The following is a 22,072-nucleotide window of genomic DNA, read 5'->3' on the forward strand; positions in this document are numbered from 1 at the left end:
TTCTCATTCTCCCGCTCCGCCGTGCAGACTTTGCACCGGGTTGGCCGTCAGCTCCCGGACGGCGCTCAGGTCGCCGCCGATCTGGTCGACGGCCGCGTACGCGCTCGCGACGCAGGCCGGGATGCCGACGCCGTCGTACGGCGCGCCGCAGACGGCGAGGCCGGGAAGCCTGCCGACGTGCTCGCGGATGCGCGCCACGCGCGCGTGGTGGCCGACCGGGTACTGGGGCAGGCCGTCCGTCCACCGGGTGACGCGGGTCTCCAACGGGGTGGCGGCCAGGCCGGTGGCCGCGCGCAGGTCGTGCCGGGAGACGTCGGACAGTTCGGCGTCGGTCCGCTGGAGGATCTCCGTCTCGCCGTACCGGCCGACGGAGGTGCGCAGGACGACCACGTCGGGGTTCTCGTCGGCGATCCAGCCCCACTTCTGGGAGGCGAACGTGGACGCCTTGATGGTGTGGCCGTCGACCGGCGGGACGAGGAAGCCGCTGCCGGCCGGCAGGGCGGTGTCGGAGCGGCGGTAGGCGAGGGTGACCAGGGCCATGGAGGCGTACTCGACGGCGGCCAGTTCGGCGGCGGCGGCCGGGGACTCGGCGGCCAGCAGCCGGGCGGCGACGGGCGCGGGGACGGCGACGACCACGGCGTCCGCGTGCAGCACGCGGTCCCCGGCGCTCACCCGCCAGCCGCCCACGGCCTCCCGGCGCAGCTCGCTCACCGGCGCACGCGTGTGGATCCGCGCGCCACGTGCCGCGATGGACTCCGCGACGGCGAGCGGCAGTGCGCCCACGCCCCCCTCGATGCCCATGAACACCGGGCCGGTCTGCGGGCCCGCGGCGGCCTTCGCCTGGATCTCGCGGACCGCCTCGGTCAGCGAGGTGTGCGTGCGCGCGGCCTCGAAGAGCTGAGGTACGGCCGAGCGCATCGAGATGCGGTAGGCGTCCCCGGCGTACACGCCGCCGAGGAGCGGCTCGATCAGGCGGTCGACGACCTCGCGGCCCAGGCGCGCCGCGACGTACTCCCCGACCGCCACGTCCTCGCCCGTCTCGGTGCGGGGCAGGTCGGCGTCGCGCTCGATGCGGGCGAGCCCCTCGGCGGAGAGCACGCCGCTCAGCGCGGCCGCCGTGCCGGGGACGCCCATGACATGGCCCTTGGGCATGGGGCGCAGGGCGCCGCGGGTCCAGATCGCGGCCGTCGCGGTGGCCGGCGGCGTCAGGCGGGCGTCGAGACCCACCTCGCGCGCGAGAGCGACCGCCTCGGGGCGGCGGGCCAGCATCGACTCGGCGCCCAGGTCGACCCGGACGCCCGCGATCTCGCCGGGCAGCAGCTTGCCGCCGACGCGGTCGGACGCCTCCAGCACGGTGACCCGCGCGCCGTGTGTCAGCAGCCGGTGGGCCGCGGCCAGCCCGGCGATCCCGGCTCCGACGACGACGACGTGCCGCCCCGTGCCCGTACCCGTTGCGCTCATGTCCCCACTCTCTCAAACGCCACCGACAGTCCGGCCGGGACCCCGTGGCCCCGCCGCGTCCCGACCGTGACCTCTTCGGAACCGTTCCCCCCAAACGTCCCGGCCCGGTCCGGCGTCGAAGAGTCGAGAAGTCAGCCGACACGACCCTCGGGGGGTACGCAGACATGCGCACACGACGTTCCGTACGACCGGTCCACGCCCTGGCCGGCGTCCTGCTGGCCGCGGCCCTCGCGCTCACCGGATGCAGCGGCGCGAACGATTCGGGCGGCGCGAGCAGCGCAGCCAACAAGGCCGGCGCCGGGGACGACGCGGCCCGGTCCGAGGCCCAGGCCGGCGACGCCCAGGAGGACGCCGGGCAGGGCGCGGGCGCGAGCGGTTCGAAGGCGACCGCGGCACCGAAGCCCACCGCGAACCGCATCATCCGCACCGCCTCCCTGACCGTGCAGGTCAAGGACGTACCGAAGGCCCTCGACGAGGCCCGCACGACCACCGAGAACGCGGGCGGCTACGTCGGCGACGAGACCACCACACGGGACGAGGACGACACCGAACGCACACGTGTCGTCCTGCGCGTACCGGTGGAGGAGTACGACGACGTCCTCGCCGACCTCCAGGGCGCGGGCAAGCTCCTGGAGCGCACGGCCAAGGCCCAGGACGTCACCGACCAGGTCGTCGACGTCGACAGCCGCATCAAGTCGCAGCAGGCCAGCGTCGCCCGGGTCCGTGAGCTGATGGACCGGGCCACCAAGCTGAGCGACGTGGTCACCCTGGAGGGAGAGTTGAGCCGCCGGGAGGCCGACCTGGAGGCGCTGCTCGCCCAGCAGGCCTCCCTGAAGGACCGCACCAGCCTGGCGACCGTCACCCTGAACCTGTGGGAGAAGCCGGTCGAGGAGGCCGCCGAGGACGACGACCCCGGGTTCGTGGACGCGCTCGCGGGCGGCTGGGACGCGTTCGTCACGATGCTGCGCTGGATCGCCGTCGCGTTCGGCGCGGTGCTGCCGTTCCTCGCGGTGGCCGTGCTGCTCGTGCTGGCGTGGCTGCGGCTGCTGCGGCCGCGCCGCCGGACGGCCTCGGCGGGCGAGCCCGAGCAGGACTGAAGTGCCGGGCCCCCGTAGCGTGTTCGTATGAGCATGGAACGACTGGTCGTGATCGGCGGGGACGCCGCGGGCATGTCCGCGGCGTCCCGGGCCCGCCGTCTCAAGGGGCCCGGGCAGCTGGAGATCGTGGCCTTCGAGCGCGGCCACTTCACCTCGTACTCGGCGTGCGGCATCCCGTACTGGGTCGGCGGTGACGTCGACGACCGGGACGCGCTGATCGCCCGCACGCCCGAGGAGCACCGGGCGCGCGGGATCGACCTGCGGCTGCGCACCGAGGTCACGCGGATCGACGTGGCCGGGCGGCGGGTACACACGCGTGACGTCGATTCCGGGGCGGAGTCCTGGACGTCGTACGACAAGCTCGTCGTCGCGACCGGGGCCCGGCCGATCCGGCCGGAGATGCCCGGGGCGGACGCCGAGGGCGTGCACGGGGTGCAGACGCTCGACGACGGCCAGGAGCTGATCGACACGCTGGCACGCGCGCGTGGGCGGCGCGCGGTGGTGGTCGGGGCGGGCTACATCGGCGTGGAGATGGCCGAGGCGCTCATCAACCGCGGCTTCGAGGTGACCGTCGTCAACCGGGGCAGCGAACCGATGTCGACGCTCGACGCGGACATGGGCCGGCTGGTGCACGGGGCCATGGAGGGCCTGGGCATCACCATGGTGAACGACGCCGAGGTCACCGGGCTGCTCACCGGCGCGGACGGCCGGGTGCGGGCGGTGGTCACCGAGGACGCCGAGTACCCGGCGGACGTGGTGGTCCTCGGCATCGGCGTCCGCCCGGAGACCACGCTGGCCGAGGCGGCCGGCCTGCCCCTGGGCGCCCACGGCGGCCTGCTCACCGACCTGGCGATGCGGGTGCGCGGCCACACGGAGATCTGGGCGGGCGGCGACTGTGTGGAGGTCCTCGACCTGGTCTCCGGGCAGGAGCGCCATGTGCCGCTGGGCACCCACGCCAACAAGCACGGCCAGGTCATCGGCACCAACGTGGGCGGCGGCTACGCCACGTTCCCGGGGGTCGTGGGCACGGCCGTCAGCAAGGTCTGCGACCTGGAGATCGCCCGGACCGGCCTGCGCGAGAAGGACGCGCGCAGGGCCGGGCTCCAGTACGAGACGGTCGTCATCGAGTCCACCAGCCGCGCCGGCTACTACCCCGGCGCCGCCGTCATGACCGTCAAGATGCTCGCCGAACGCCGCACCGGCCGCCTGCTCGGCGTCCAGATCGTCGGCCGTGAGGGCGCGGGCAAACGCGTCGACATCGCGGCGGTGGCCCTGACGGCCGGTATGACGGTGGAACGGATGACGGCCCTGGACCTGGGCTACGCCCCGCCGTTCAGCCCGGTGTGGGACCCGGTGCTGGTGGCGGCGAGGAAGGCGGCGGCGAAGGTGCGCAGCGCCGGCGCCTGAGCGGGCTCAGGCCCGCCACGCGCTCAGGCGGTCCCGCTGAGCCGCGGCAGGGCCGAGACCTGCGCGGCGGCGGTGGAAGGCTGCTCCGCGGGCTTCGCGTGCGCGGCCGCCGCCGACCGGGACCGCAGCCGGTGCGACACCGCCTCGTCCAGCGTCACCGGCCGCTGCATCTGCGAGGCGAGCCGCCCGGCCTCCTGGCCGAGCCGTGCCACGTCCTCCCAGGGCAGCCGGATCACCAGGGCCAGCTCCGCCTCCCCGTCGGGCGTGGCGTGCATGGGGGGAGTGACTCGCTCGTTCATCGCCTGTTCCTCACGTCGTCCCCGCGCCCCTCCTTCCCGGGTCACGGGCCATTGCCGACTCATACGCAAGGCCCCTGGGGCGCGTTCACCGATTCGTCGAACGGATCGGGGGCAGTACTTCCTTGTGGTCATCCCCGTCCATGACGTGAACCCGGCGCGCCGCACCCCCGTGGTCACCTACGCGCTGATCGCGGCGAACGTCCTCGTGTTCCTCTTCATGCCCGGCCTGTCCGGTTCCGTGGCCGGTGACAGCACGCTGGCCCAGACCTGCCATCTGCACGCCTTCCTGGAGCACTACGCGGCCGTACCGCGCGAGCTGATCCACCATCAGCTGCCCCAGCTCGTCCCCACCGGCGACGTACGCGCCGGAGGCTGTCTGCTGGGCTCGCCGGGCTACGACAAGTCCCCGGTGCTGAGCGTGTTCACCGCGATGTTCCTGCACGGCGGCTGGCTGCACCTGCTGGGCAACATGCTGTTCCTGCTGATCTTCGGGAACAACATCGAGGACCGCATGGGCCACGTCCGCTTCGCGCTGTTCTACGTCGTCTGCGGCTACGCGGCGTCGTACGGCTTCGCGCTGCTGAACGCCGACTCGACCGACCCGCTGATCGGGGCGTCGGGCGCGATCGCGGGGGTGCTGGGCGCCTATCTGGTGCTGTATCCGAAGGCCAGGGTCTGGGTGCTCGTCCCGTTCCTGGTCTTCCTGCCCCTCAGGCTGCCGGCCTGGCTGGTGCTGGGCTTCTGGTTCGTGCTCCAGGCGGTGTACTCCTCCGGCGAGGGCGTCTCCGACGCGGGCACTGTGGCGTACGCGGCGCACATCGCGGGGTTCCTCGTGGGGATGCTGCTCGCCTGGCCGCTCAAGGCGGGGACACCCCCGCCGCCGGAGCCGCGCGGCCTGCTGTTCGGCAGGCGGGCCCGGCCCCGGCACACGTGGTGAGCGCCGCTCAGCGGGCCGTTCGCGTGTGGACGTACTCGACGAGCCGGGTGAGAGCGTCCGGGTCGGTGGACGGCATCACTCCGTGGCCCAGGTTGAAGACATGGCCCTCCAGCCCGGCGGCCGACTCCAGGACCTCGCGGGTCTTGGCCTCGACGGCCTCGGTGCCGGCGAACAGGACGGTCGGGTCGAGGTTGCCCTGGAGCGCCTTGCCGGGGCCGACCCGGCGGGCGGCCTCGTCGAGCGGGACGCGCCAGTCGACGCCGACGACGTCCGCGCCGGCCTCGCCCATCAGGCCGAGCAGCTCACCGGTGCCGACACCGAAGTGGATGCGCGGGACGCCGTACCCGGCGACGGCGTCGAAGACCTTCGCGGAGGCGGGCAGCACGGAGCGGCGGTAGTCCACCGGGGCGAGGGCGCCGGCCCAGGAGTCGAAGAGCTGGACGGCGCTGGCGCCCGCCTCGATCTGCACCTTCAGGAACGCCGCGGTGATCTCCGCGAGGCGGTCGAGCAGGTCGGCCCAGAGCTGCGGGTCGCCGTACATCATCGCCTTGGCGTTCTCGTACGTGCGGGAGGGGCCGCCCTCGACGAGGTAGCTCGCGAGGGTGAAAGGCGCGCCCGCGAAGCCGATCAGCGGGGTGGCGCCGAGTTCCGCGGTGAGCAGGCCGATGGCCTCGGTGACGTACGAGACGTCCTCGGGGGTGAGGTCGCGCAGCTGGGCGAGGTCGGCGCGGGTGCGGATCGGGCGCTCGACGACCGGTCCGACGCCGGGCTTGATGTCGAGGTCGACTCCGATCGCCTTGAGCGGGACGACGATGTCGCTGAAGTAGATCGCCGCGTCCACGCCGTGGCGGCGCACCGGCTGCAGGGTGATCTCGGTGACCAGCTCGGGCAGCATGCAGGACTCGAGCATCGGGACGCCCTCGCGGACCTTGCGGTACTCCGGCAGGGAGCGTCCGGCCTGCCGCATGAACCAGACGGGCGTGTGCGGCACGGGCTCGCGCCTGCACGCCTTCAGGAAGGCACTGTCGTACGTCGCTGTCGGCTGGTGGCCCGCGGGGCTCTCGTTCGCGCTCACGTCGGCAAGTCTCGCACGCCGCCGGGGGCCCGTCGGCCGCCCCCCGCACGGCCCGCGGCCCGTGCGCGTGTTCGCCCAGCGCGCAGCCGTCCGAGGTGCCCGCACGGGTGTCTTGCCCTGCGCGAGGCCCCCGTTCCCCTTAATCTTCCCCGCATGGCTGCGGCTCAGGGACGACTGTCGGACGGCGCTGGCGGGATGGACGAGGCGAACGAGGGGGACCGCGATGGGAGCAGGTCGGCACCGGGGCCCTTCCGGGCCGCCGTCGACGCCCTGAGGGCCGCACGACTGCGCCCGCAGATCGAGGTCGAGCCGGTACCGGCCCCGAAGAAGCTCGCCCCGTTCGCGTACGCGCTGGAGGCCGCGGTCGTGGACGGCGAGCAGGAGCTGGCCGACGGCCGGCTGGTGCTGCTGCACGACCCCGCCGGGCACGACGCCTGGCACGGAACGTTCCGCCTGGTGACCCTGATCCGGGCCGAACTGGAGCCGGAGATGGCCGCGGACCCGCTGCTGCCGGAGGTGTGCTGGTCCTGGCTGACCGGCGCGCTCCAGGCGCGCGGACTGACGTACGGCGAGCCGAGCGGCACCGTCACGCGCGCCAGCTCGCACTACTTCGGCGGGCTGGCCGAGCGGCCGGCGGCCTCGCAGATCGAGATCCGGGCGTCCTGGACGCCCCGAGAGGGGCTGGGCGGGACCCCGGACACGGCGGCGCACCTGGCATCCTGGTGCGATCTGCTCGCGCAGGTGGCGGGGCTGCCGCCGGCCGGGCCGGGCGACGCGTCCGTGGTGACGCTGCCGCAGCGGCGCGGGCCGCAGTCGCGCTGAGGGAAGCGGACCTCGCTCACGTCCACCGCGGTCACGCCGATCGCGATCACGCCGACCGCAGTCATCCCGGCCTGGGGCACGCCGGTCTCATTCACCGCCGGCCGTCGCGCCTGCCTCACTCACCACAGCCGGCCGTCGCGCCGGCCCTCCTCACGCTGATCGAACCGGTTTCGGGTTTGAATCGGGGCGTCCAACCCGTTCGGCCGCCCTGATTGACCATCTCTTTGTCGATACGGCCACTTTCGATCCTGTACTGCACCCACCCAAACCGATTCGATCTTCGGATGATCGATCGCGTGTCCGAATTGCACGTATTGTTACTCACTAGATCGTGATCATTTTCTAAAGGAGCCAGGGTTCGTTGCCGAAGACGACTGTGACCTTGAAAGCACGGTTCGTCCCGGCTTCATCCCCACGAGCCCCACGAGCCGGCCCTTCCCCCACCCAGGAGGCCTGGTGTCCGTTCTCCTCGAGCAGCCCGCAAGCCTGGTCGCCTACCGCCCGAACAAGCCCACCGCCATGGTGGTCGTGGCCGACCCGCGCGTCCGCTCCACCGTCACCCGCCATCTGTGGGCGCTCGGTGTGCGCGATGTCATCGAGGCCTCGTCCGTCGCGGAGGCTCGTCCCCGCATCGGCAACCCCCGCGACATCTGCGTCGCCGACGTCCATCTGCCCGACGGCTCGGGCCTCACCCTCCTCTCCGAGACCCGCGCCGCGGGCTGGCCCAACGGCCTCGCCCTCTCCGCCGCCGACGACATCGGCGCCGTGCGCAACGCCCTCGCGGGCGGGGTGAAGGGCTACGTCGTCACCGGCACCCGCACCAACGTCGGGCTCCCCACCCGGCCCGGTGCCGCCCCCATCGGCGCGGCCGCCGCCCGTCTGCACCGCCGCCCCCCGGGTGCCCCGAGTCACCCGGGTGGCTACCGCGAGCTCTCCGGCCGTGAGGTCGAGGTGCTGCGGCTGGTCGCGGAGGGGCAGTCCAACAAGGCGATCGGCGTCTCGATGGGACTGTCCGCACTGACCGTCAAGAGCCACCTGGCCCGCATCGCCCGCAAGCTCGGCACGGGCGACCGCGCCGGGATGGTGGCGGTGGCCCTGCGGACCGGCATCATCCACTGAGTCCACCGAGCGCGCCGAGTGCTCCGAGCCCACTGAGTTGACCGAGTCCACTGAGCCCACCGAGCCCACCCCAGCCCCGCCGAGACAGGGGGAAAGCGGTTACTCGGTTGTTGTCACCGACCTGCCGACCTGACTGGTTTACGACCCTGAGGCGCCCGTCGACGGAACGTTCCGTCGGCGGGCGCCGTCCATACACGGATACCCTTGACAGGTGACCGACGCCCAAGAAACCGCAGCAGCCAGTTCACTGCGAACCACCGGAGGCGCCCCTCCGGACGACGGCGGATCTACTGGTTCTTCTGTTTCCGGGGCGCCGACACCTCAGCCGACTCCAGAATCGACTCCGGAATCGACTCCGGAATCGACACCTCTGCTCGAGCCACGCGAGGGCATCCCTCCCGTGATCGCCGACGCGGCCTCCCTCGCCGAGGTGATCGCCGCGTTCGCCGCCGGCTCCGGCCCCGTCGCCGTGGACGCCGAGCGCGCCTCCGGCTACCGCTACGGCCAGCGCGCCTACCTGGTGCAGCTGCGGCGCGAGGGCGCCGGCAGCGCGCTGATCGACCCCGTTGCCTGCCCGGATCTCTCCGGACTCGGCGAGGCTCTGTCCGGCGTCGAATGGGTGCTGCACGCGGCCACCCAGGACCTGCCGTGTCTGCGCGAGATAGGCATGGTGCCGACGCGGCTGTTCGACACCGAGCTGGCCGGACGGCTGGCCGGGTTCCCGCGGGTCGGCCTGGGCGCCATGGTCGAGGGCGTCCTCGGCTTCGCCCTCGAGAAGGGGCACTCCGCCGTCGACTGGTCGACCCGGCCGCTCCCCGAGCCCTGGCTGCGGTACGCCGCGCTGGACGTCGAGCTGCTCGTCGACCTGCGCGACGCGCTGGAGAAGGAGCTGGACCGGCAGGGCAAGCTGGAGTGGGCCCGCCAGGAGTTCGACGCGATCGCCTCCGCCCCGCCGCCGGAGCCCCGCAAGGACCCGTGGCGCCGTACGTCCGGCATGCACAAGGTGCGCCGGCGGCGGCAGCTCGGGGTGGTGCGGGAGCTGTGGGAGACCCGCGACCGGATCGCCCAGCGGCGGGACGTGTCGCCGGGCAAGGTGCTGTCCGACGCGGCGATCGTGGAGGCCGCGCTCGCCCTGCCGGCCGGCGTGCACGCGCTGGCCGCGCTGAACGGCTTCGGCCACCGGATGGGGCGGCGGCAGCTGGAGCAGTGGCAGGCCGCGGTCGACCGGGTGAAGGCGCTTTCCGAGGCGCAGCTGCCGCAGCCGGGACAGCCGGTGGCGGGACCGCCGCCGCCGCGGGCCTGGGCGGACAAGGATCCGGCGGCGGCGGCCCGGCTCAGCGCGGCGCGGGCGGCCGTTTCCGCGGTGGCCGAGAAGCTGAACATGCCGCAGGAGAACCTGATCGCTCCCGACACCGTGCGGCGGGTCTGCTGGGAGCCGCCGCAGCCCGTCGACGGGGAAACGGTTGCGGACGCGCTCACCGGACTCGGGGCACGGCCGTGGCAGGTGGAGCAGGTGGCTCCCGTACTCGTCGCGGCGCTGTCCGCCTGACGTCCGACGCCCCGTACGCCCGACGGGCGGCGTCCTCGTGACGTCCGACGCCCTCGTGGCGTCCGTTCGACGTTCGCCCGGCCGCCGTGGACATCCTTGTCATACGGCGGCCGCGGGCCGTTCGGGGTGGTTCACGGCGGTCGGCGCGGGTCCCCGTGCCCGTGGATGCCCCTGGATGCCTCTGGACACCCCGGGACACCCCTGGGCGCCGGTCACCTGGACGCGCCTCGCATGAAACCGTTGTAGATGTACTTCTGCAGCGCCAGGAAGACGATCAGGGTCGGCAGGATGACCAGGACCGCTCCCGCGGAAATCGTTTCCCAGTGGGCCGCGTAGGGGCCCTTGAAGCGAAACAGGGACGTCGAGATCACGCCAAGATCTTGTGAGGGCATGTAGAGGAACGGGATGTAGAAGTCGTTGTAGACGGCTATCCCCTTCACGATCACGACGGTCGCGATCGCCGGTTTCAGCAATGGGAAGATGATCTTGCGGTAGACGGTGAAGGCGTTGGCGCCGTCCAGACGGGCCGCCTCGTCCAGGGAGACCGGGATCGACCGGACGAACTGGAGGAAGATGTAGATCGACACGATGTCCGTGCCCATGTAGAGGGCGATCGGGGCCCAGCGGGTGTCGAACATGCCGAGGCTGTGGACGATCTGGAAGGTCGCCACCTGGGTGGTGACGCCGGGGACCAGGGCGGCGACCAGGAAGAGGGCTACGACGAACTTCCGGAAACGGAAGGTGAAACGGTCGATCGCGTACGCCGTCATCGAACCGATCAGCACCGTCCCGCCGACGGAGATCACCAGGATGAAAGCGGTGTTGGCGAACGCCGTGAGCATGCCGCCGTCCTGGAACGCCGTCACATAGTTGCCGAAGTGGAACGGGTCCCGCGGCGGCGTCAGCGCCCCGCCGTCGTTCGCCGTCTCGTTCTCGGTCTTCAGGGACGTGAGCAGGACGACGCCGAGCGGGAGCAGGACGACCGCCGAGGCGACGACCAGCGACAGATACACGAGGGTGCGGGCAACGGCTCGGCGCGTCATACGAGGTCCACCCTCTCGTCCGGGACGAGACGTCGCTGCACCCAGGTCACCAGCAGGATGATCAGCAGCAGGACCACGGCGGCCGCGGAGGCGAGGCCTGTCTTGTTGAACTGGAACGCCAGCTTCACGGTCTGGATCACGAAGGTCTCGGTGCCGGTCGCGCCACCGGTCATGATGTACGGGATCTCGAACGCCGAGAGCGAGCCGGAGACCGAGAGGATCACGGTCAGGGTCAGCACCGGCTTGATGCCGGGCAGGATGATGTGGCGGAACTGGTGCCGGCGGTTCGCGCCGTCCAGCGCCGACGCCTCGTACAGCTCCCCCGGAATGGACTGGATCGCGCCCAGGAACAGGACGAAGTTCATACCGAGGTAGCGCCAGACCGAGACGCCGGCCAGGGAGACGTTCGCCGAGGTCGGCGTCGACAGCCAGGCGTGGTCGGTGTGGTACCCGAAGAGGCCGAGGACCGTGTCGAGGGTGCCGCCGTCCTGGAAGAAGTAGAGGAAGACGAAGGCGATCGCCACCCCGTTGACCAGGGACGGAAAGAAGATCACGCCTTTGAAGAAGGTGCGGAACCGGACGTCGAAACTCAGGATCGTCGCGAAGTACAGCGCGGCGACGATCTGGATCACCGAGGCGACCAGGTAGTAACCGCTCACGAAGAACACCTGGAAGAGGTCCTCCCTGGTGAAGATCTCCGCGTAGTTCTCGACGCCGGTGTAGTGCAGCTCGGGGCTGACGCCGTCCCAGTCGGTGAAGCTGTACGCGACCATGTTGGCGATCGGCGCGTAGGTGAAGGTGATCAGCAGGGCGAGGGGCGCGAGCAGGAACAGCCAGGGGGTGACGAGGCGCCAGGTGCGGGCGCGCCGCGACGGCGGGGCGGGGGGCATCAGTCGTCCACGTTCTTCTGCGTGTCGGTCCACCTCTCGCCGAGATCGGCGAGGAAGTCGTCCAGGCTGCCCTTCTTGGCGCCGCGCGCGAGGTCGACGAGGTCCTGGCGGTACTCGGGCTTGTTGATGCCGACCTCGGACTCGTTGTCGATGAGCTTCACCCTGCCGCCCGCCGAGTCGTCCAGCTCGATGAGCTTCACGCCCTCGTCCTCGTAGGGCCTGAGCACCTCGGGCATGGGAGCGTCCTTGAGCGGGGAGATGGCCAGGTTGTCGCGGTCGTAGCCGGACTTGTCGGTGAACCAGTCGATCCAGGCGCGGGCCGCCTCCTTGTGCGGGGAGTGGACGTTGACGGCCTGGTGGTAGTCGGGGCCGACGGTCGCGCAGAACGTGCCGTCCACCTGGGCCGGGAACGGCATGAAACCGATGTCGTCCGGGTTCACCCCGGCCTTGCGGGCCGCGTCCTGGAACTGGATGATCGCCCAGGTGCCGAGCCACTGGGTGGCGATCTCGCCCTTGGCCGTGCGGGGCTTGGACTCCTCCCAGTTGCTGGTCGTCGGATCCTTTTCGGCGAGGCCTTGCTCGACGATGTCGTACAGGAGCGTGTCGCCGACGCGCAGGTCGGAGCCCTTTGCCCACGGGTCGCCCTCGGCGAGTTTCGTGGTGGCCTGCGGGTCGCAGCCGACCGAGCCGTTGACGAACGTCCAGGAGGTCAGCGGCCACTGGGCGGCGAAGTTGGTGTAGTACGGGACCGCGTCGGTCCTCGCCTTGATCGCCTTCAGCCCGGCGAGGAACGCGTCCGGGGTGGTGGGCCAGTCGGTGATCCCGGCCTCCCGCCAGACTCTCTTGTTGTAGACGAAGCCGGGCATCACGCCGTTGGGGCTCTGGCCGTAGACCTTGCCGTCGACGGTGGTGAAGTCCGTGAAACGGTATTTCTCGCTGCGTTCCTCCTGGGTGCCCAGGGAGGCGAAGAACTTCGGGTAGTCGTCCTTCTCGATCACCCCGGGGATCAGCAGGACGTCGCCGTAGTCCTCCGTGTTCATCCGGATCTTGATCTCGGCCTCGTAGTTGGTGAGGGCCTGGAACTCGACCTTCACCTTGGGATACGTCTTGTTGAATTCGGCGGCGTACTTCTTCATCGTGCCGTCCTGCACGAGGTCGGTCCGCACGGTGAGGACCGTGATGGTGCCGCTCACCTTCGACGGGTCGTCGGGAGCCTCGGCGTCGGCGCCCTTCGCGCTGCCTCCGGTTCCGGTGCAGCCGGCGAGCAGCAGGGCGGCTCCCGCGGTCAGGGCCAGGACTGTACGGCGGTTCATGTGCATCACTTCCGTTCTCGGGACGGACGAGCACGTGCGGGTCGGTCGAGCGCTTGCGGGTCGGGCGGGGACGTACGGGTCGGTCGGGGACGTACGGGTCGGGCGAGGACGGGCGGGTCGGGCGAGGAAGGGCGGGTTGGCTGATTCGGCACTCTGACAGCGCTTTCTCAACCGGTAAAGTCCCATTCCCGCCAACGACGAAGAGATGGCGCTCAGTTATGGGCTTGACCGGTTTAGGGAGTGCGCATGCTGGAGGCCTCACCGCTCGACGACGGATGGATCCTGCGGCACGAGGGTGAGGCGCTCCCGGCCGTGGTGCCGGGCTGTGTGCACACCGACCTGCTCGCGGCGGGCGTGATCCCGGACCCCTTCCTCGGCCGCAACGAGACCGAGGTGGCGTGGGTGGGGCGGCGCGAGTGGACGTACGAGACCGGGCTGGAGGCCGTGGGCTCCGGGCACGAGCAGACCGACCTGGTCTTCGACGGTCTCGACACGGCGGCGGAGATCCGGCTGGACGGCCGGCCGCTGGGCCGGGTACGGAACATGCACCGCTCGTACCGGTACGACGTGACGGGCCTGAGCGGGGAACTGACCGTGCGGTTCGTCTCCGCCTACGCCGAGGCGGAGGCCGTGCGCGGCCGGACCGGCGAGCGGCCCGCCGCCTATGCCGAGCCCTACCAGTACGTCCGCAAGATGGCCTGCTCCTTCGGCTGGGACTGGGGACCGACGCTGGTGACGGCCGGCATCTGGCGTCCGGTGCGGCTGGAGCACTGGTCGACGGCGCGGATCTCCGGGGTGCGGCCGCTCGTCACCGTCGAGGGGGGCACCGGGGTCGTCGAGCTGCACGTCGACGTCGAGCGCACCCGGGTGGAGGCCGAACTCGTCGTGGAGGCCCGGGTGGGCGGCGCGCGGGTGCGCGGCGAGGTGTCGGGGACGCGCGGGACCGTCCGACTGGAGGTGCCGGACGCCGCGCTGTGGTGGCCGCGCGGCTATGGCGAACAGGCGCTGTACGACGCCGAGTTGACGTTGTCGCACGGGAGCGCGCCGCTCGATGTGTGGCGGCGGCGGATCGGTTTCCGGAGCGTCGCGCTGGACACCTCGGCGGACGAGCACGGAACCGGTTTCACGCTGGTCGTCAACGGGGAGCGGCTGTTCGCGCGAGGCGTCAACTGGATCCCGGACGACGTGTTCCCGTCCCGGGTGACCCGGGAGCGCTACCGGAAACGGCTGCGGCAGGCCGCCGACGCCGGGGTGGACCTGGTCAGGGTCTGGGGCGGCGGGATCTACGAGAGCGAGGACTTCTACGCCGTCTGCGACGAGCTGGGGCTGCTCGTCTGGCAGGACTTCCCGTTCGCCTGCGCGGCCTACCCCGAGGAGCAGCCGCTGCGGGGCGAGGTGGAGGCGGAGGCCCGGGAGAACGTCGTACGGCTGATGCCGCATCCGTCGCTCGTGCTGTGGAACGGGAACAACGAGAATCTGTGGGGTTTCCGGGACTGGGGGTGGGCTGAGCGGCTCGGCGGGGACTCGTGGGGGGAGGGCTACTACCTGGGCGTCCTGCCGCGGGTGGTGGCCGAGCTGGATCCGACCCGGCCGTACACGGCGGGCAGTCCCTGGTCCGGGAGTTGGGAGCGGCATCCGAACGATCCGGCGCACGGGACGCACCACTCGTGGGAGGTGTGGAACCGGACGGACTACGCCGGGTACCGCGATGAAGTGCCCCGGTTCGTCGCGGAGTTCGGGTGGCAGGCGCCGCCCGCGTACGCCACGCTGCGGCGGGCGCTGCCGGACGAGGAGCTGCGGGCGGACTCCCCCGGGATGCTGCACCACCAGAAGGCGGACGACGGCAACGGCAAGCTGGAGCGGGGGCTCGCCCGGCATTTCGCCCTGCCGGAAGGCGACTTCGACCGCTGGCACTATCTGACCCAGGTCAACCAGGCGCGGGCGGTGGCCGCCGGGATCGAGCACTGGCGGTCGCACTGGCCGGTGTGCGCGGGGACGGTCGTCTGGCAGCTCAACGACTGCTGGCCGGTGACGTCCTGGGCGGCGATCGACGGGGACGGGCGGGAGAAACCGCTGTATCACGAGTTGCGGAGGCTGTACGCGGACCGGTTGCTGACACTTCAGGCGCGGGGCGAGGGGCTGGTGGTGGCCGCCGTCAACCAGAGTGCCGCCAGGTGGCCTGCGGCCGTGCGGCTGCGGCGGGTGTCCGTCGCGGGGGACGTGCTCGGGGAGGGGGTCGTCGAGGTGGCCGCGGGGGCGCGGGCGGTGGCCGTCGCGCGGGTGCCGGCGGAGCTGGTGCCGGAGGGGGCGAAGGAGTTCCTGGTGGCCGACGCGGACGGGCTGCGGGCCCTGCACTTCCCGGTGCCGGACCGTGAAGTGCCGTATCCCGGGCCGGAGTTCGAGGTGGAGCTGGTGCCGGGCGGGGTCGCCGTCACGGCCCGGACGCTGGTGCGGGACCTGCTGCTCCAGGCCGACCGGCTGGCGCCGGACGCGCGGGCCGACCGGGGGCTGGTCACCCTGCTGCCCGGGGAACGCGTGACCATCGGGGTCGAGGGCTGGGAGACTCCGGATGCCGCCGCCGCTCGGGCCGCGCTGTACTGCCAGGAGCCCGCTCGATGACAGCGTCCCCCGCCCCCCGGGTCACCATCAAGGACGTCGCCGCGCGCGCCGGGGTGTCCAAGGGGGCCGTGTCGCTCGCCTTCAACCACAGGCCGGGGCTGTCGGAGGCGACCCGGGACCGGATCTTCGCGGCGGCCCGGGAACTGGGCTGGGAACCGAACCTCAGCGCGCGGTCGCTGTCGAACTCGCGGGTGGACGTGGTGGGGCTGGCGATCTGCCGGCCGGCCCGGATGCTGGGGCTGGAACCGTTCTACATGGAGTTCGTGTCGGGCGTGGAGAGCGTGCTGACCGAGCACTCCTGCTCGCTGCTGCTCCGGCTGGTGCGGACCGTGGAGGAGGAGGTCGGGCTCCAGGAGTCCTGGTGGCGGGGGCGGCAGATCGGTGGGGCGATCCTGGTGGACTTCCGGGCCGACGACCCCCGGGTGGCGGCGGCCGAGCGGCTCGGGATGCCGGTGGTGGCCGTCGGGCATCCCTCGCTGACCGGGAGCCTGACGTCGGTGTGGACGGACGACGCGACGGCGGTGACGGAGGCGGTGCGGTATCTCGCGGCGCTCGGGCACCGCCGGATCGCCCGGGTCGGGGGCGCCGCCGCGCTCGGGCACACGGTGATACGGACGGCCGCGTTCGACCAGGCGGCGCGGAGCCTGGGGCTGGCCGGGGCGTGGCAGCTGGCCACGGACTACTCCGGGGAGGCGGGTGCGCGGGCGACCCGGTCCCTGCTGACCGCGGCCCCGCCGGACCGGCCGACGGCCATCGTCTACGACAACGACATCATGGCCGTGGCGGGGCTGGCGGTGGCGGCCGAGATGGGGCTGAACGTGCCGGGTGACGTGTCCCTGCTCGCCTGGGACGACTCCCAGCTGTGCCGGCTGACCCATCCGACGCTCTCCGCGATGAGCCACGACGTGTACGGGTTCGGCGCGGAGGCGGCGCGGACGCTGTTCGGGGTGATCACGGGGACGGGGCCGGGGTCGCATCCGGTGCCCACACCGGTGCTGACGCCGCGGGGGTCGACGGCGCCACCGCGGGGGGCGGGTCCATCCGTGTGACATTCGCCGCTCCCCCCGGCAGGACTGTGCAGCTACGTTACCCACAAGTAGCATGGGCCCTGAGCGCGCGCTCAGCGCTTGCGTTCGCAGCAGTGCCATCCCGCACCCTGGAGGAGAGCCATCGTGCCTCGTACCGTCAGGGACGTCGTCTTCGTCGACGGCGTCCGCACCCCGTTCGGCAAGGCGGGCCCGAAGGGCATCTACCACGAGACCCGCGCCGACGACCTGGTCGTGAAGGCGATCCGGGAGCTGCTGCGCCGCAACCCCGGTCTCGACCCCAAGAAGATCGACGAGGTCGCCATCGCCGCGACCACGCAGATCGGTGACCAGGGCCTCACCATCGGCCGCACCGCCGGCATCCTGGCCGGTCTGCCGACCTCCGTGCCCGGCTACTCCATCGACCGCATGTGCGCCGGCGCCCTGACCGCCGTCACCGCGGTCGCCGGCTCCGTCGCGTTCGGCGCGTACGACATCGCCGTGGCCGGCGGTGTCGAGCACATGGGCCGTCACCCGATGGGCGAGGGCGTGGACCCCAACCCGCGGTTCGTGAGCGAGAAGCTGGTCGACGAGTCCGCCCTGTTCATGGGCATGACCGCGGAGAACCTGCACGACCGCTACCCGCAGATCACCAAGCTGCGCGCGGACGAGTACGCGGTGCGCTCCCAGGAGAAGGCCGCCAAGGCGTACGCCGACGGCAAGATCCAGGCCGACCTGGTGCCGGTCTCGGTGCGCCGCACCAACCCGGAGGCCGGTGAGACGGGCTGGGGCCTGGTCACCGCCGACGAGCCGATGCGCCCGGGCACCACCCTGGAGAACCTCTCCGGGCTCAAGACCCCGTTCCGTGTCCACGGCCGGGTCACCGCCGGTAACGCGGCCGGTCTGAACGACGGCGCGACCGCTTCCCTGATCGCGTCCGAGGACTTCGCCCGCGAGAACGGCCTGCCGGTCAAGATGCGTCTCGTCTCCTACGCCTTCGCGGGCGTGGAGCCGGAGGTCATGGGCTACGGCCCGATCCCGGCCACGGAGAAGGCGCTCGCGCAGGCGGGTCTGTCGATCTCCGACATCGGTCTGTTCGAGATCAACGAGGCCTTCGCCGTCCAGGTGCTGGCCTTCCTCGACCACTACGGCATCGCGGACGACGACGAGCGCGTCAACCAGTACGGCGGCGCGATCGCCTTCGGTCACCCGCTGGCCTCCTCCGGCGTCCGTCTGATGACGCAGCTGGCCCGCCAGTTCGAGGAGCAGCCGAACGTCCGCTACGGCCTGACCACCATGTGCGTCGGCTTCGGCATGGGCGCGACGGTCATCTGGGAGAACCCGCACTTCGAGGGGGACAAGTGAGCACCACCGCTGAGCTTTTGAAGGGTGCGGCCGAGCTGTTCCCCGACGAGGTCGTGACGTCCGCGCACGTACGCCACCTCGACCTGCCGTTCGGCGCCGGGCGCTTCGCGCTCATCACGCTGGACAACGGTTTCGACCACACCAAGCCGACCACCTTCGGCCCGCAGTCCCTCGCGAACCTGGACGCCGCGATCGACCAGGTCGAGCGGGAGGCCGCGGCCGGCGAGATCGTCGGTGCCGGTGTCACGGGCAAGCCGTTCATCTTCGCGGTCGGCGCCGACCTCAAGGGCGTCGAGCTGCTGAAGGAGCACAAGGACGCGCTGGCCATCGGCAAGGGCGGCCACGAGGTCTTCAAGCGTCTCGCGGCGCTGGCCGTGCCCACCTTCGCCTACTACAACGGCGCGGCGATGGGCGGCGGTGTCGAGGTCGGTCTGCACTGCACGTACCGCACGGTCTCCAAGGCCCTGCCGGCGTTCTCGCTGCCCGAGGTCTTCCTCGGTCTGGTCCCCGGCTGGGGCGGCTGCACGATCCTGCCGAACCTGATCGGCGCCGACAAGGCCGTCTCGGTGATCATCGAGAACAGCCTGAACCAGAACAAGCAGCTCAAGGGCCAGCAGGTCTTCGACCTCGGCATCGCGGACGCGCTGTTCGAGGGCGCGGACTTCCTGGAGCAGTCGCTGATCTGGACCGCGCAGGTCCTCAAGGGCGACGTCGAGGTCGAGCGTCCGGTCATCGACCGCGGTGAGGCCTGGGACCAGGCCGTCGCGCGCGGCCGGTTCGTCGCCGACTCCAAGGTGCACGGCGCTGCCCCGGCCGCCTACCGCGCGCTGGACATCATCGCCGCCGCCAAGAACGGCGACCTCCAGCAGGGCTACGACGCCGAGGACACGGCGCTCGCCGACCTGATCATGGGCGGTGAACTCCGCGCCGGCATCTACGCGTTCAACCTCGTGCAGAAGCGCGGCAAGCGCCCGGCCGGCGCCCCGGACAAGAGCCTGGCCCGTCCGGTCACCAAGGTCGGCGTGGTGGGCGCGGGCCTGATGGCCTCGCAGCTCGCGCTGCTGTTCCTGCGCCGCCTGGAGGTGCCGGTCGTGCTGACCGACATCGACCAGGAGCGGGTCGACAAGGGTGTGGGCTACGTCCACGCCGAGATCGAGAAGCTGCTCGGCAAGGGCCGGATCAACCAGGACAAGGCCAACCGCCTCAAGGCCCTGGTCAGCGGTGTCCTGGACAAGGCTGAGGGCTTCGCGGACGCGGACTTCATCATCGAGGCCGTGTTCGAGGAGATCGGGGTCAAGCAGCAGGTGTTCGCGGAGGTCGAGGCGGTCGCCCCGGCGCACGCGATCCTCGCCACCAACACCTCCTCGCTGTCGGTGTCCGAGATGGCGTCGAAGCTGAAGAACCCCGAGCGGGTCGTGGGCTTCCACTTCTTCAACCCGGTCGCGATCCTGCCGCTCCTGGAGATCGTGCGCGGCGAGAAGACCGACGACGCCTCGCTCGCGACCGCCTTCGCGGTGGCCAAGAAGCTGAAGAAGACGGCGGTTCTGGTGAAGGACGCCCCGGCGTTCGTCGTGAACCGCATTCTGACCCGTTTCATGGGCGAGGTGCAGAACGTCATCGACGAGGGCACCCCGGTCGAGGTCGCGGAGAAGGCCGTGGAGCCGCTCGGCCTGCCGATGTCCCCGCTGGTCCTGCTGGAACTGGTCGGCCCCGCGATCGGCCTGCACGTCTCCGAGACGCTCAACCGCGCGTTCCCGGACCGTTTCACGGTCTCCGCGAACCTCGCGGCCGTCGTCAAGGCGGGCAAGCGCGGCTTCTACGTCTACGACAGCGGCAAGCCCGAGCTGGACCCCGAGGTCGCCGCGCTCCTGAAGCAGGGCGACTCCGCCCTGACCGAGGAGCAGGTGCGGGCGCGCGTCCTGGACGCGGTGGCGCAGGAGATCGGGCTCATGCTCGACGAGGGCGTCGTCGCCGAGGCCCAGGACATCGACCTCTGCCTGATCACCGGTGCCGGCTGGCCCTTCCACCTGGGCGGCATCACGCCGTACCTGGACCGCGAGGGCGTCTCCGAGCGGGTGAACGGCAAGAAGTTCCTGGCCCCGGGCGTGGCGTCGGTCCCGGCGTAACCGTCGTACGGACATGAGAAGGGCCTCCGCCGGACCGGCGGAGGCCCTTTCTCTTGCGTGCGCCCGCCGTCGCCCCAGCCCGGCCGACCTACGGCCGCACTCCGGCGCGGCTGCGGCCTGGTCCCCGCCCCGCATCGGCAGATCGGCACCGGCGGCCGGACGGGCGCCCTGGTGACCCACCGAGGCGACTGGACGGGCGACGCCCGCGAGGACCTCACCGCCCGGATCGCCGACCGGCTGTGGGTCTACCCCACCGGCAACAGCGCCTGTACGCCGGTGATCCGGCGGCGGGCGTGCCCGCACTGTCGGCCGCCGCGCCCGTCCGGCTGGCGGCCGCCGCGCCCGTCCGGCTGGGTGGGACGGACCGGAACGGCCTCGGCGAGCTCGCGCCAGGCGACACCGACGGCGACGGGCGCCCCGCTCTGTGGGCCCGCGACCGGCCGACACGCTCTGGCTCTGCACGAACACCTGGACGGGGACGCTGGCGCGCGGTGGCGGGCGGCGCCTGGACGGCGGCCGACCGTCCGCTGCTGACGGCGGGCGTCCCCGACGGCGACGGCCGGGCCGACCTGTGGGTGACGACGAGCGACGCCGCGGCGAGCGCGCCGCGCCGAGCGCGCCGCTCCGGTCACCGTGGGGACGGGTGGCCGGCAGGGGATGCTGCGAGCGGCGGGACCGGTCAGAGGCGGCCGGCAGGGCACGTGGTGGCTCGCGGGGTCCGGCCGGGGCACGTACGCCCCGCGCGGGGCCCGGTCACACCTCTGCCCACGCCGTGAGGGCCAGTCCCGGTTCGTCCTTGCGGCGGGTGAGGAGCAGGCGGCCGGTCGACGGGGACAGGGTGGCCGCCACCACCCGGTCCTCGTGGTCCACGGCGAGCGCCACCTCGGCGTCGGCCGGCAGCTGGGGGCCGGACTCGGTCCACCAGGCGCCGGCCGACTCCTGCTCGGTGGGGTAGGCGGCGAAGGCCACCCGGCCGCTCGCGGAGCGCTGGGCGAGCAGGGTGCAGTCGTGGCCGTCGAGCACACAGCGGATCGCGGCGACCGGGCCGGGGCCCGCCGCGGCGAGCACGGGGACCGGCTTGTCGCCGGGGCGCCAGGCGCAGACGTCACCGGAGTCGTCGGTGAAGAAGAGCGTGGTGTGCTCCGGGGAGGTGGCCAGCGCCCGCAGGGTGCCGGGACGCACCGGCGCGTCCAGGGTCTCCTCCAGCACCGGCTGGGCGCCCGGCTCCTGCTGCCGCCAGTGCAGGAGCCTGCCGGCCCCGGCCGCGTAGGCCTCGACGCGGCCGGACTCCCCGGTCACCGCGACGGGCTCCCCCGTGACGCCCTCGCCCTTCAGGTCGCGCCACGGGTCCCAGCCGCCCTTCTCCTTCTGGGCGACCATGGCGATCCCGGCGGCGTGGCCGGCCACGAAGACGTGCGCCCGGCCCTGGGCGTCCACCGCGACGGCGGGCGTGCCCGTGCGGACGCCCTTCTTGCCGGGGTGGCCGATCGGCGCCCAGTCCAGCGGGGCGAGGAGCGGCCGGTAGTGGGTGGAGTGCACCAGGCCCGCCTCCCCCTGCACGGTGGGCCGCCACGACGTCAGATGGCCGTAGCCGTCGGGGCCGTGGCCGACGGCGAGGACCGGGTGCAGCTTCTGCGGACCGCCGATCCTGCGCGGGGGGTCCCAGGGCCCGCCCGGGGTGCGCTCCGCCCGGCACAGGGCGGCGTCGTCCGACGTCAGGTAGACAATGAGCCGCCCGTCGCGGCCACGTATGAGCCAGTCGCCGTTCACCCGATCACTGTATGACGGCCCTTCCCCGTCCACTTCCGGCGGGCCTCGGGGTACGGCGCCCGGGGGATCCGCCGTTCAGGGCACGGGCCGTCGGGGACACACCTCACTCGGGGACACGCGTCGTTCGGGAGGACATGGGCCGTTCGGGGCATCGG

The 22,072-nt window shown here is 72.1% G+C and carries 18 protein-coding genes; 11 read left to right on the plus strand and 7 right to left on the minus strand.

The features are described from left to right. Positions 1-3: 3 nt before the first annotated feature. Positions 4-1,461, minus strand: a complete 1,458-nt coding sequence (gene hemG / locus ACZ6D7_RS34105; RefSeq protein WP_469499486.1) for a protoporphyrinogen oxidase — start codon at positions 1,459-1,461, stop codon at positions 4-6. 164 nt (positions 1,462-1,625) lie between these two features. Here hemG and ACZ6D7_RS34110 point away from each other — a divergent pair, with 164 nt between their 5' ends. Next, entirely contained in the window at positions 1,626-2,558 is a 933-nt protein-coding gene (locus ACZ6D7_RS34110; RefSeq protein WP_469499489.1) for a DUF4349 domain-containing protein, read from the plus strand. Between the two features lie 27 nt (positions 2,559-2,585). Further along, positions 2,586-3,965: an FAD-dependent oxidoreductase gene (locus tag ACZ6D7_RS34115; protein WP_469499491.1), complete on the plus strand. Its 1,380-nt coding sequence runs from the start codon at positions 2,586-2,588 to the stop codon at positions 3,963-3,965. 23 nt (positions 3,966-3,988) lie between these two features. Here the strand turns inward: ACZ6D7_RS34115 and ACZ6D7_RS34120 are convergent, their stop codons facing one another. Then, entirely contained in the window at positions 3,989-4,264 is a 276-nt protein-coding gene (locus tag ACZ6D7_RS34120) for a hypothetical protein (RefSeq protein ID WP_469499494.1), read from the minus strand. 124 nt (positions 4,265-4,388) lie between these two features. On the opposite strand from ACZ6D7_RS34120, the gene ACZ6D7_RS34125 reads away from it, so the two are divergent. Continuing rightward, positions 4,389-5,201, plus strand: coding sequence for a rhomboid family intramembrane serine protease (locus tag ACZ6D7_RS34125; protein WP_469499496.1), 813 nt, complete (start codon positions 4,389-4,391; stop codon positions 5,199-5,201). A 7-nt stretch (positions 5,202-5,208) separates the two neighbouring features. Here the strand turns inward: ACZ6D7_RS34125 and hemE are convergent, their stop codons facing one another. Then, a complete protein-coding gene (hemE, locus tag ACZ6D7_RS34130; protein ID WP_469499499.1) occupies positions 5,209-6,276 on the minus strand; it encodes a uroporphyrinogen decarboxylase in 1,068 nt (355 codons plus the stop codon). Positions 6,277-6,429: 153 nt separating this feature from the next. On the opposite strand from hemE, the gene ACZ6D7_RS34135 reads away from it, so the two are divergent. The 3 genes from ACZ6D7_RS34135 to ACZ6D7_RS34145 all read left to right on the plus strand — a co-directional run bounded on the left by ACZ6D7_RS34135 (position 6,430) and on the right by ACZ6D7_RS34145 (position 9,766). Continuing rightward, positions 6,430-7,098 carry a DUF3000 domain-containing protein gene (locus ACZ6D7_RS34135; protein WP_469499502.1) on the plus strand — a complete coding sequence of 223 codons (669 nt, stop codon included), beginning with the start codon at positions 6,430-6,432 and terminating at the stop codon, positions 7,096-7,098. Between the two features lie 456 nt (positions 7,099-7,554). Next, the gene (locus ACZ6D7_RS34140; protein ID WP_003972894.1) at positions 7,555-8,217 is read left to right on the plus strand and encodes a response regulator transcription factor; all 663 of its coding nucleotides are present in this window, start codon (positions 7,555-7,557) and stop codon (positions 8,215-8,217) included. Between the two features lie 211 nt (positions 8,218-8,428). Further along, positions 8,429-9,766 carry an HRDC domain-containing protein gene (locus tag ACZ6D7_RS34145; RefSeq protein WP_469499505.1) on the plus strand — a complete coding sequence of 446 codons (1,338 nt, stop codon included), beginning with the start codon at positions 8,429-8,431 and terminating at the stop codon, positions 9,764-9,766. Between the two features lie 212 nt (positions 9,767-9,978). Here the strand turns inward: ACZ6D7_RS34145 and ACZ6D7_RS34150 are convergent, their stop codons facing one another. Genes ACZ6D7_RS34150 through ACZ6D7_RS34160 form a run of 3 tightly spaced genes read right to left on the minus strand, consistent with a single transcriptional unit; the run spans position 9,979 to position 13,012 of the window. Next, a complete protein-coding gene (locus ACZ6D7_RS34150; RefSeq protein ID WP_469499508.1) occupies positions 9,979-10,809 on the minus strand; it encodes a carbohydrate ABC transporter permease in 831 nt (276 codons plus the stop codon). Continuing rightward, a complete protein-coding gene (locus ACZ6D7_RS34155; protein ID WP_469499510.1) occupies positions 10,806-11,699 on the minus strand; it encodes a carbohydrate ABC transporter permease in 894 nt (297 codons plus the stop codon). The genes ACZ6D7_RS34150 and ACZ6D7_RS34155 overlap by 4 nt, the downstream gene beginning before the upstream one ends. Further along, the gene (locus ACZ6D7_RS34160) at positions 11,699-13,012 is read right to left on the minus strand and encodes an ABC transporter substrate-binding protein (protein ID WP_469499513.1); all 1,314 of its coding nucleotides are present in this window, start codon (positions 13,010-13,012) and stop codon (positions 11,699-11,701) included. Before ACZ6D7_RS34160 ends, ACZ6D7_RS34155 begins: the two co-directional genes overlap by 1 nt. Positions 13,013-13,258: 246 nt before the next feature. Here ACZ6D7_RS34160 and ACZ6D7_RS34165 point away from each other — a divergent pair, with 246 nt between their 5' ends. From ACZ6D7_RS34165 to ACZ6D7_RS34185, 5 genes are all read left to right on the plus strand, one after another. Next, the gene (locus tag ACZ6D7_RS34165; RefSeq protein WP_469499516.1) at positions 13,259-15,631 is read left to right on the plus strand and encodes a glycoside hydrolase family 2 protein; all 2,373 of its coding nucleotides are present in this window, start codon (positions 13,259-13,261) and stop codon (positions 15,629-15,631) included. Further along, positions 15,628-16,680, plus strand: coding sequence for a LacI family DNA-binding transcriptional regulator (locus ACZ6D7_RS34170; protein ID WP_469499519.1), 1,053 nt, complete (start codon positions 15,628-15,630; stop codon positions 16,678-16,680). Before ACZ6D7_RS34165 ends, ACZ6D7_RS34170 begins: the two co-directional genes overlap by 4 nt. Positions 16,681-16,803: 123 nt before the next feature. After that, entirely contained in the window at positions 16,804-18,021 is a 1,218-nt protein-coding gene (locus tag ACZ6D7_RS34175) for a thiolase family protein (protein ID WP_469499522.1), read from the plus strand. Beyond that, on the plus strand, positions 18,018-20,147 hold the full coding sequence (locus tag ACZ6D7_RS34180) for a 3-hydroxyacyl-CoA dehydrogenase NAD-binding domain-containing protein (RefSeq protein WP_469499525.1): 2,130 nt from the start codon (positions 18,018-18,020) through the stop codon (positions 20,145-20,147). The genes ACZ6D7_RS34175 and ACZ6D7_RS34180 overlap by 4 nt, the downstream gene beginning before the upstream one ends. A 57-nt stretch (positions 20,148-20,204) precedes the next feature. Continuing rightward, positions 20,205-20,681, plus strand: a complete 477-nt coding sequence (locus ACZ6D7_RS34185; protein ID WP_469499528.1) for a hypothetical protein — start codon at positions 20,205-20,207, stop codon at positions 20,679-20,681. Between the two features lie 219 nt (positions 20,682-20,900). Here the strand turns inward: ACZ6D7_RS34185 and ACZ6D7_RS34190 are convergent, their stop codons facing one another. After that, on the minus strand, positions 20,901-21,917 hold the full coding sequence (locus tag ACZ6D7_RS34190; RefSeq protein ID WP_469499529.1) for a DUF8189 domain-containing protein: 1,017 nt from the start codon (positions 21,915-21,917) through the stop codon (positions 20,901-20,903). Positions 21,918-22,072 lie beyond the last annotated feature (155 nt).

The sequence above is a fragment of the Streptomyces sp. NPDC041784 genome (genome assembly GCF_055591025.1).

What these genes read in the sequence shown, in the direction of transcription:
- ACZ6D7_RS34110 (WP_469499489.1), top strand. Translation starts at nt 1,626, where the DNA reads ATGCGCACACGACGTTCCGTACGACCGGTCCACGCCCTGGCCGGCGTC.
- ACZ6D7_RS34135 (WP_469499502.1), top strand. Translation starts at nt 6,430, where the DNA reads ATGGCTGCGGCTCAGGGACGACTGTCGGACGGCGCTGGCGGGATGGAC.
- ACZ6D7_RS34165 (WP_469499516.1), top strand. Translation starts at nt 13,259, where the DNA reads ATGCTGGAGGCCTCACCGCTCGACGACGGATGGATCCTGCGGCACGAG.
- ACZ6D7_RS34170 (WP_469499519.1), top strand. Translation starts at nt 15,628, where the DNA reads ATGACAGCGTCCCCCGCCCCCCGGGTCACCATCAAGGACGTCGCCGCG.
- ACZ6D7_RS34150 (WP_469499508.1), bottom strand. Translation starts at nt 10,809, where the DNA reads ATGACGCGCCGAGCCGTTGCCCGCACCCTCGTGTATCTGTCGCTGGTC.
- hemG (WP_469499486.1), bottom strand. Translation starts at nt 1,461, where the DNA reads ATGAGCGCAACGGGTACGGGCACGGGGCGGCACGTCGTCGTCGTCGGA.
- ACZ6D7_RS34155 (WP_469499510.1), bottom strand. Translation starts at nt 11,699, where the DNA reads ATGCCCCCCGCCCCGCCGTCGCGGCGCGCCCGCACCTGGCGCCTCGTC.
- ACZ6D7_RS34160 (WP_469499513.1), bottom strand. Translation starts at nt 13,012, where the DNA reads ATGAACCGCCGTACAGTCCTGGCCCTGACCGCGGGAGCCGCCCTGCTG.
- ACZ6D7_RS34120 (WP_469499494.1), bottom strand. Translation starts at nt 4,264, where the DNA reads ATGAACGAGCGAGTCACTCCCCCCATGCACGCCACGCCCGACGGGGAG.
- ACZ6D7_RS34115 (WP_469499491.1), top strand. Translation starts at nt 2,586, where the DNA reads ATGAGCATGGAACGACTGGTCGTGATCGGCGGGGACGCCGCGGGCATG.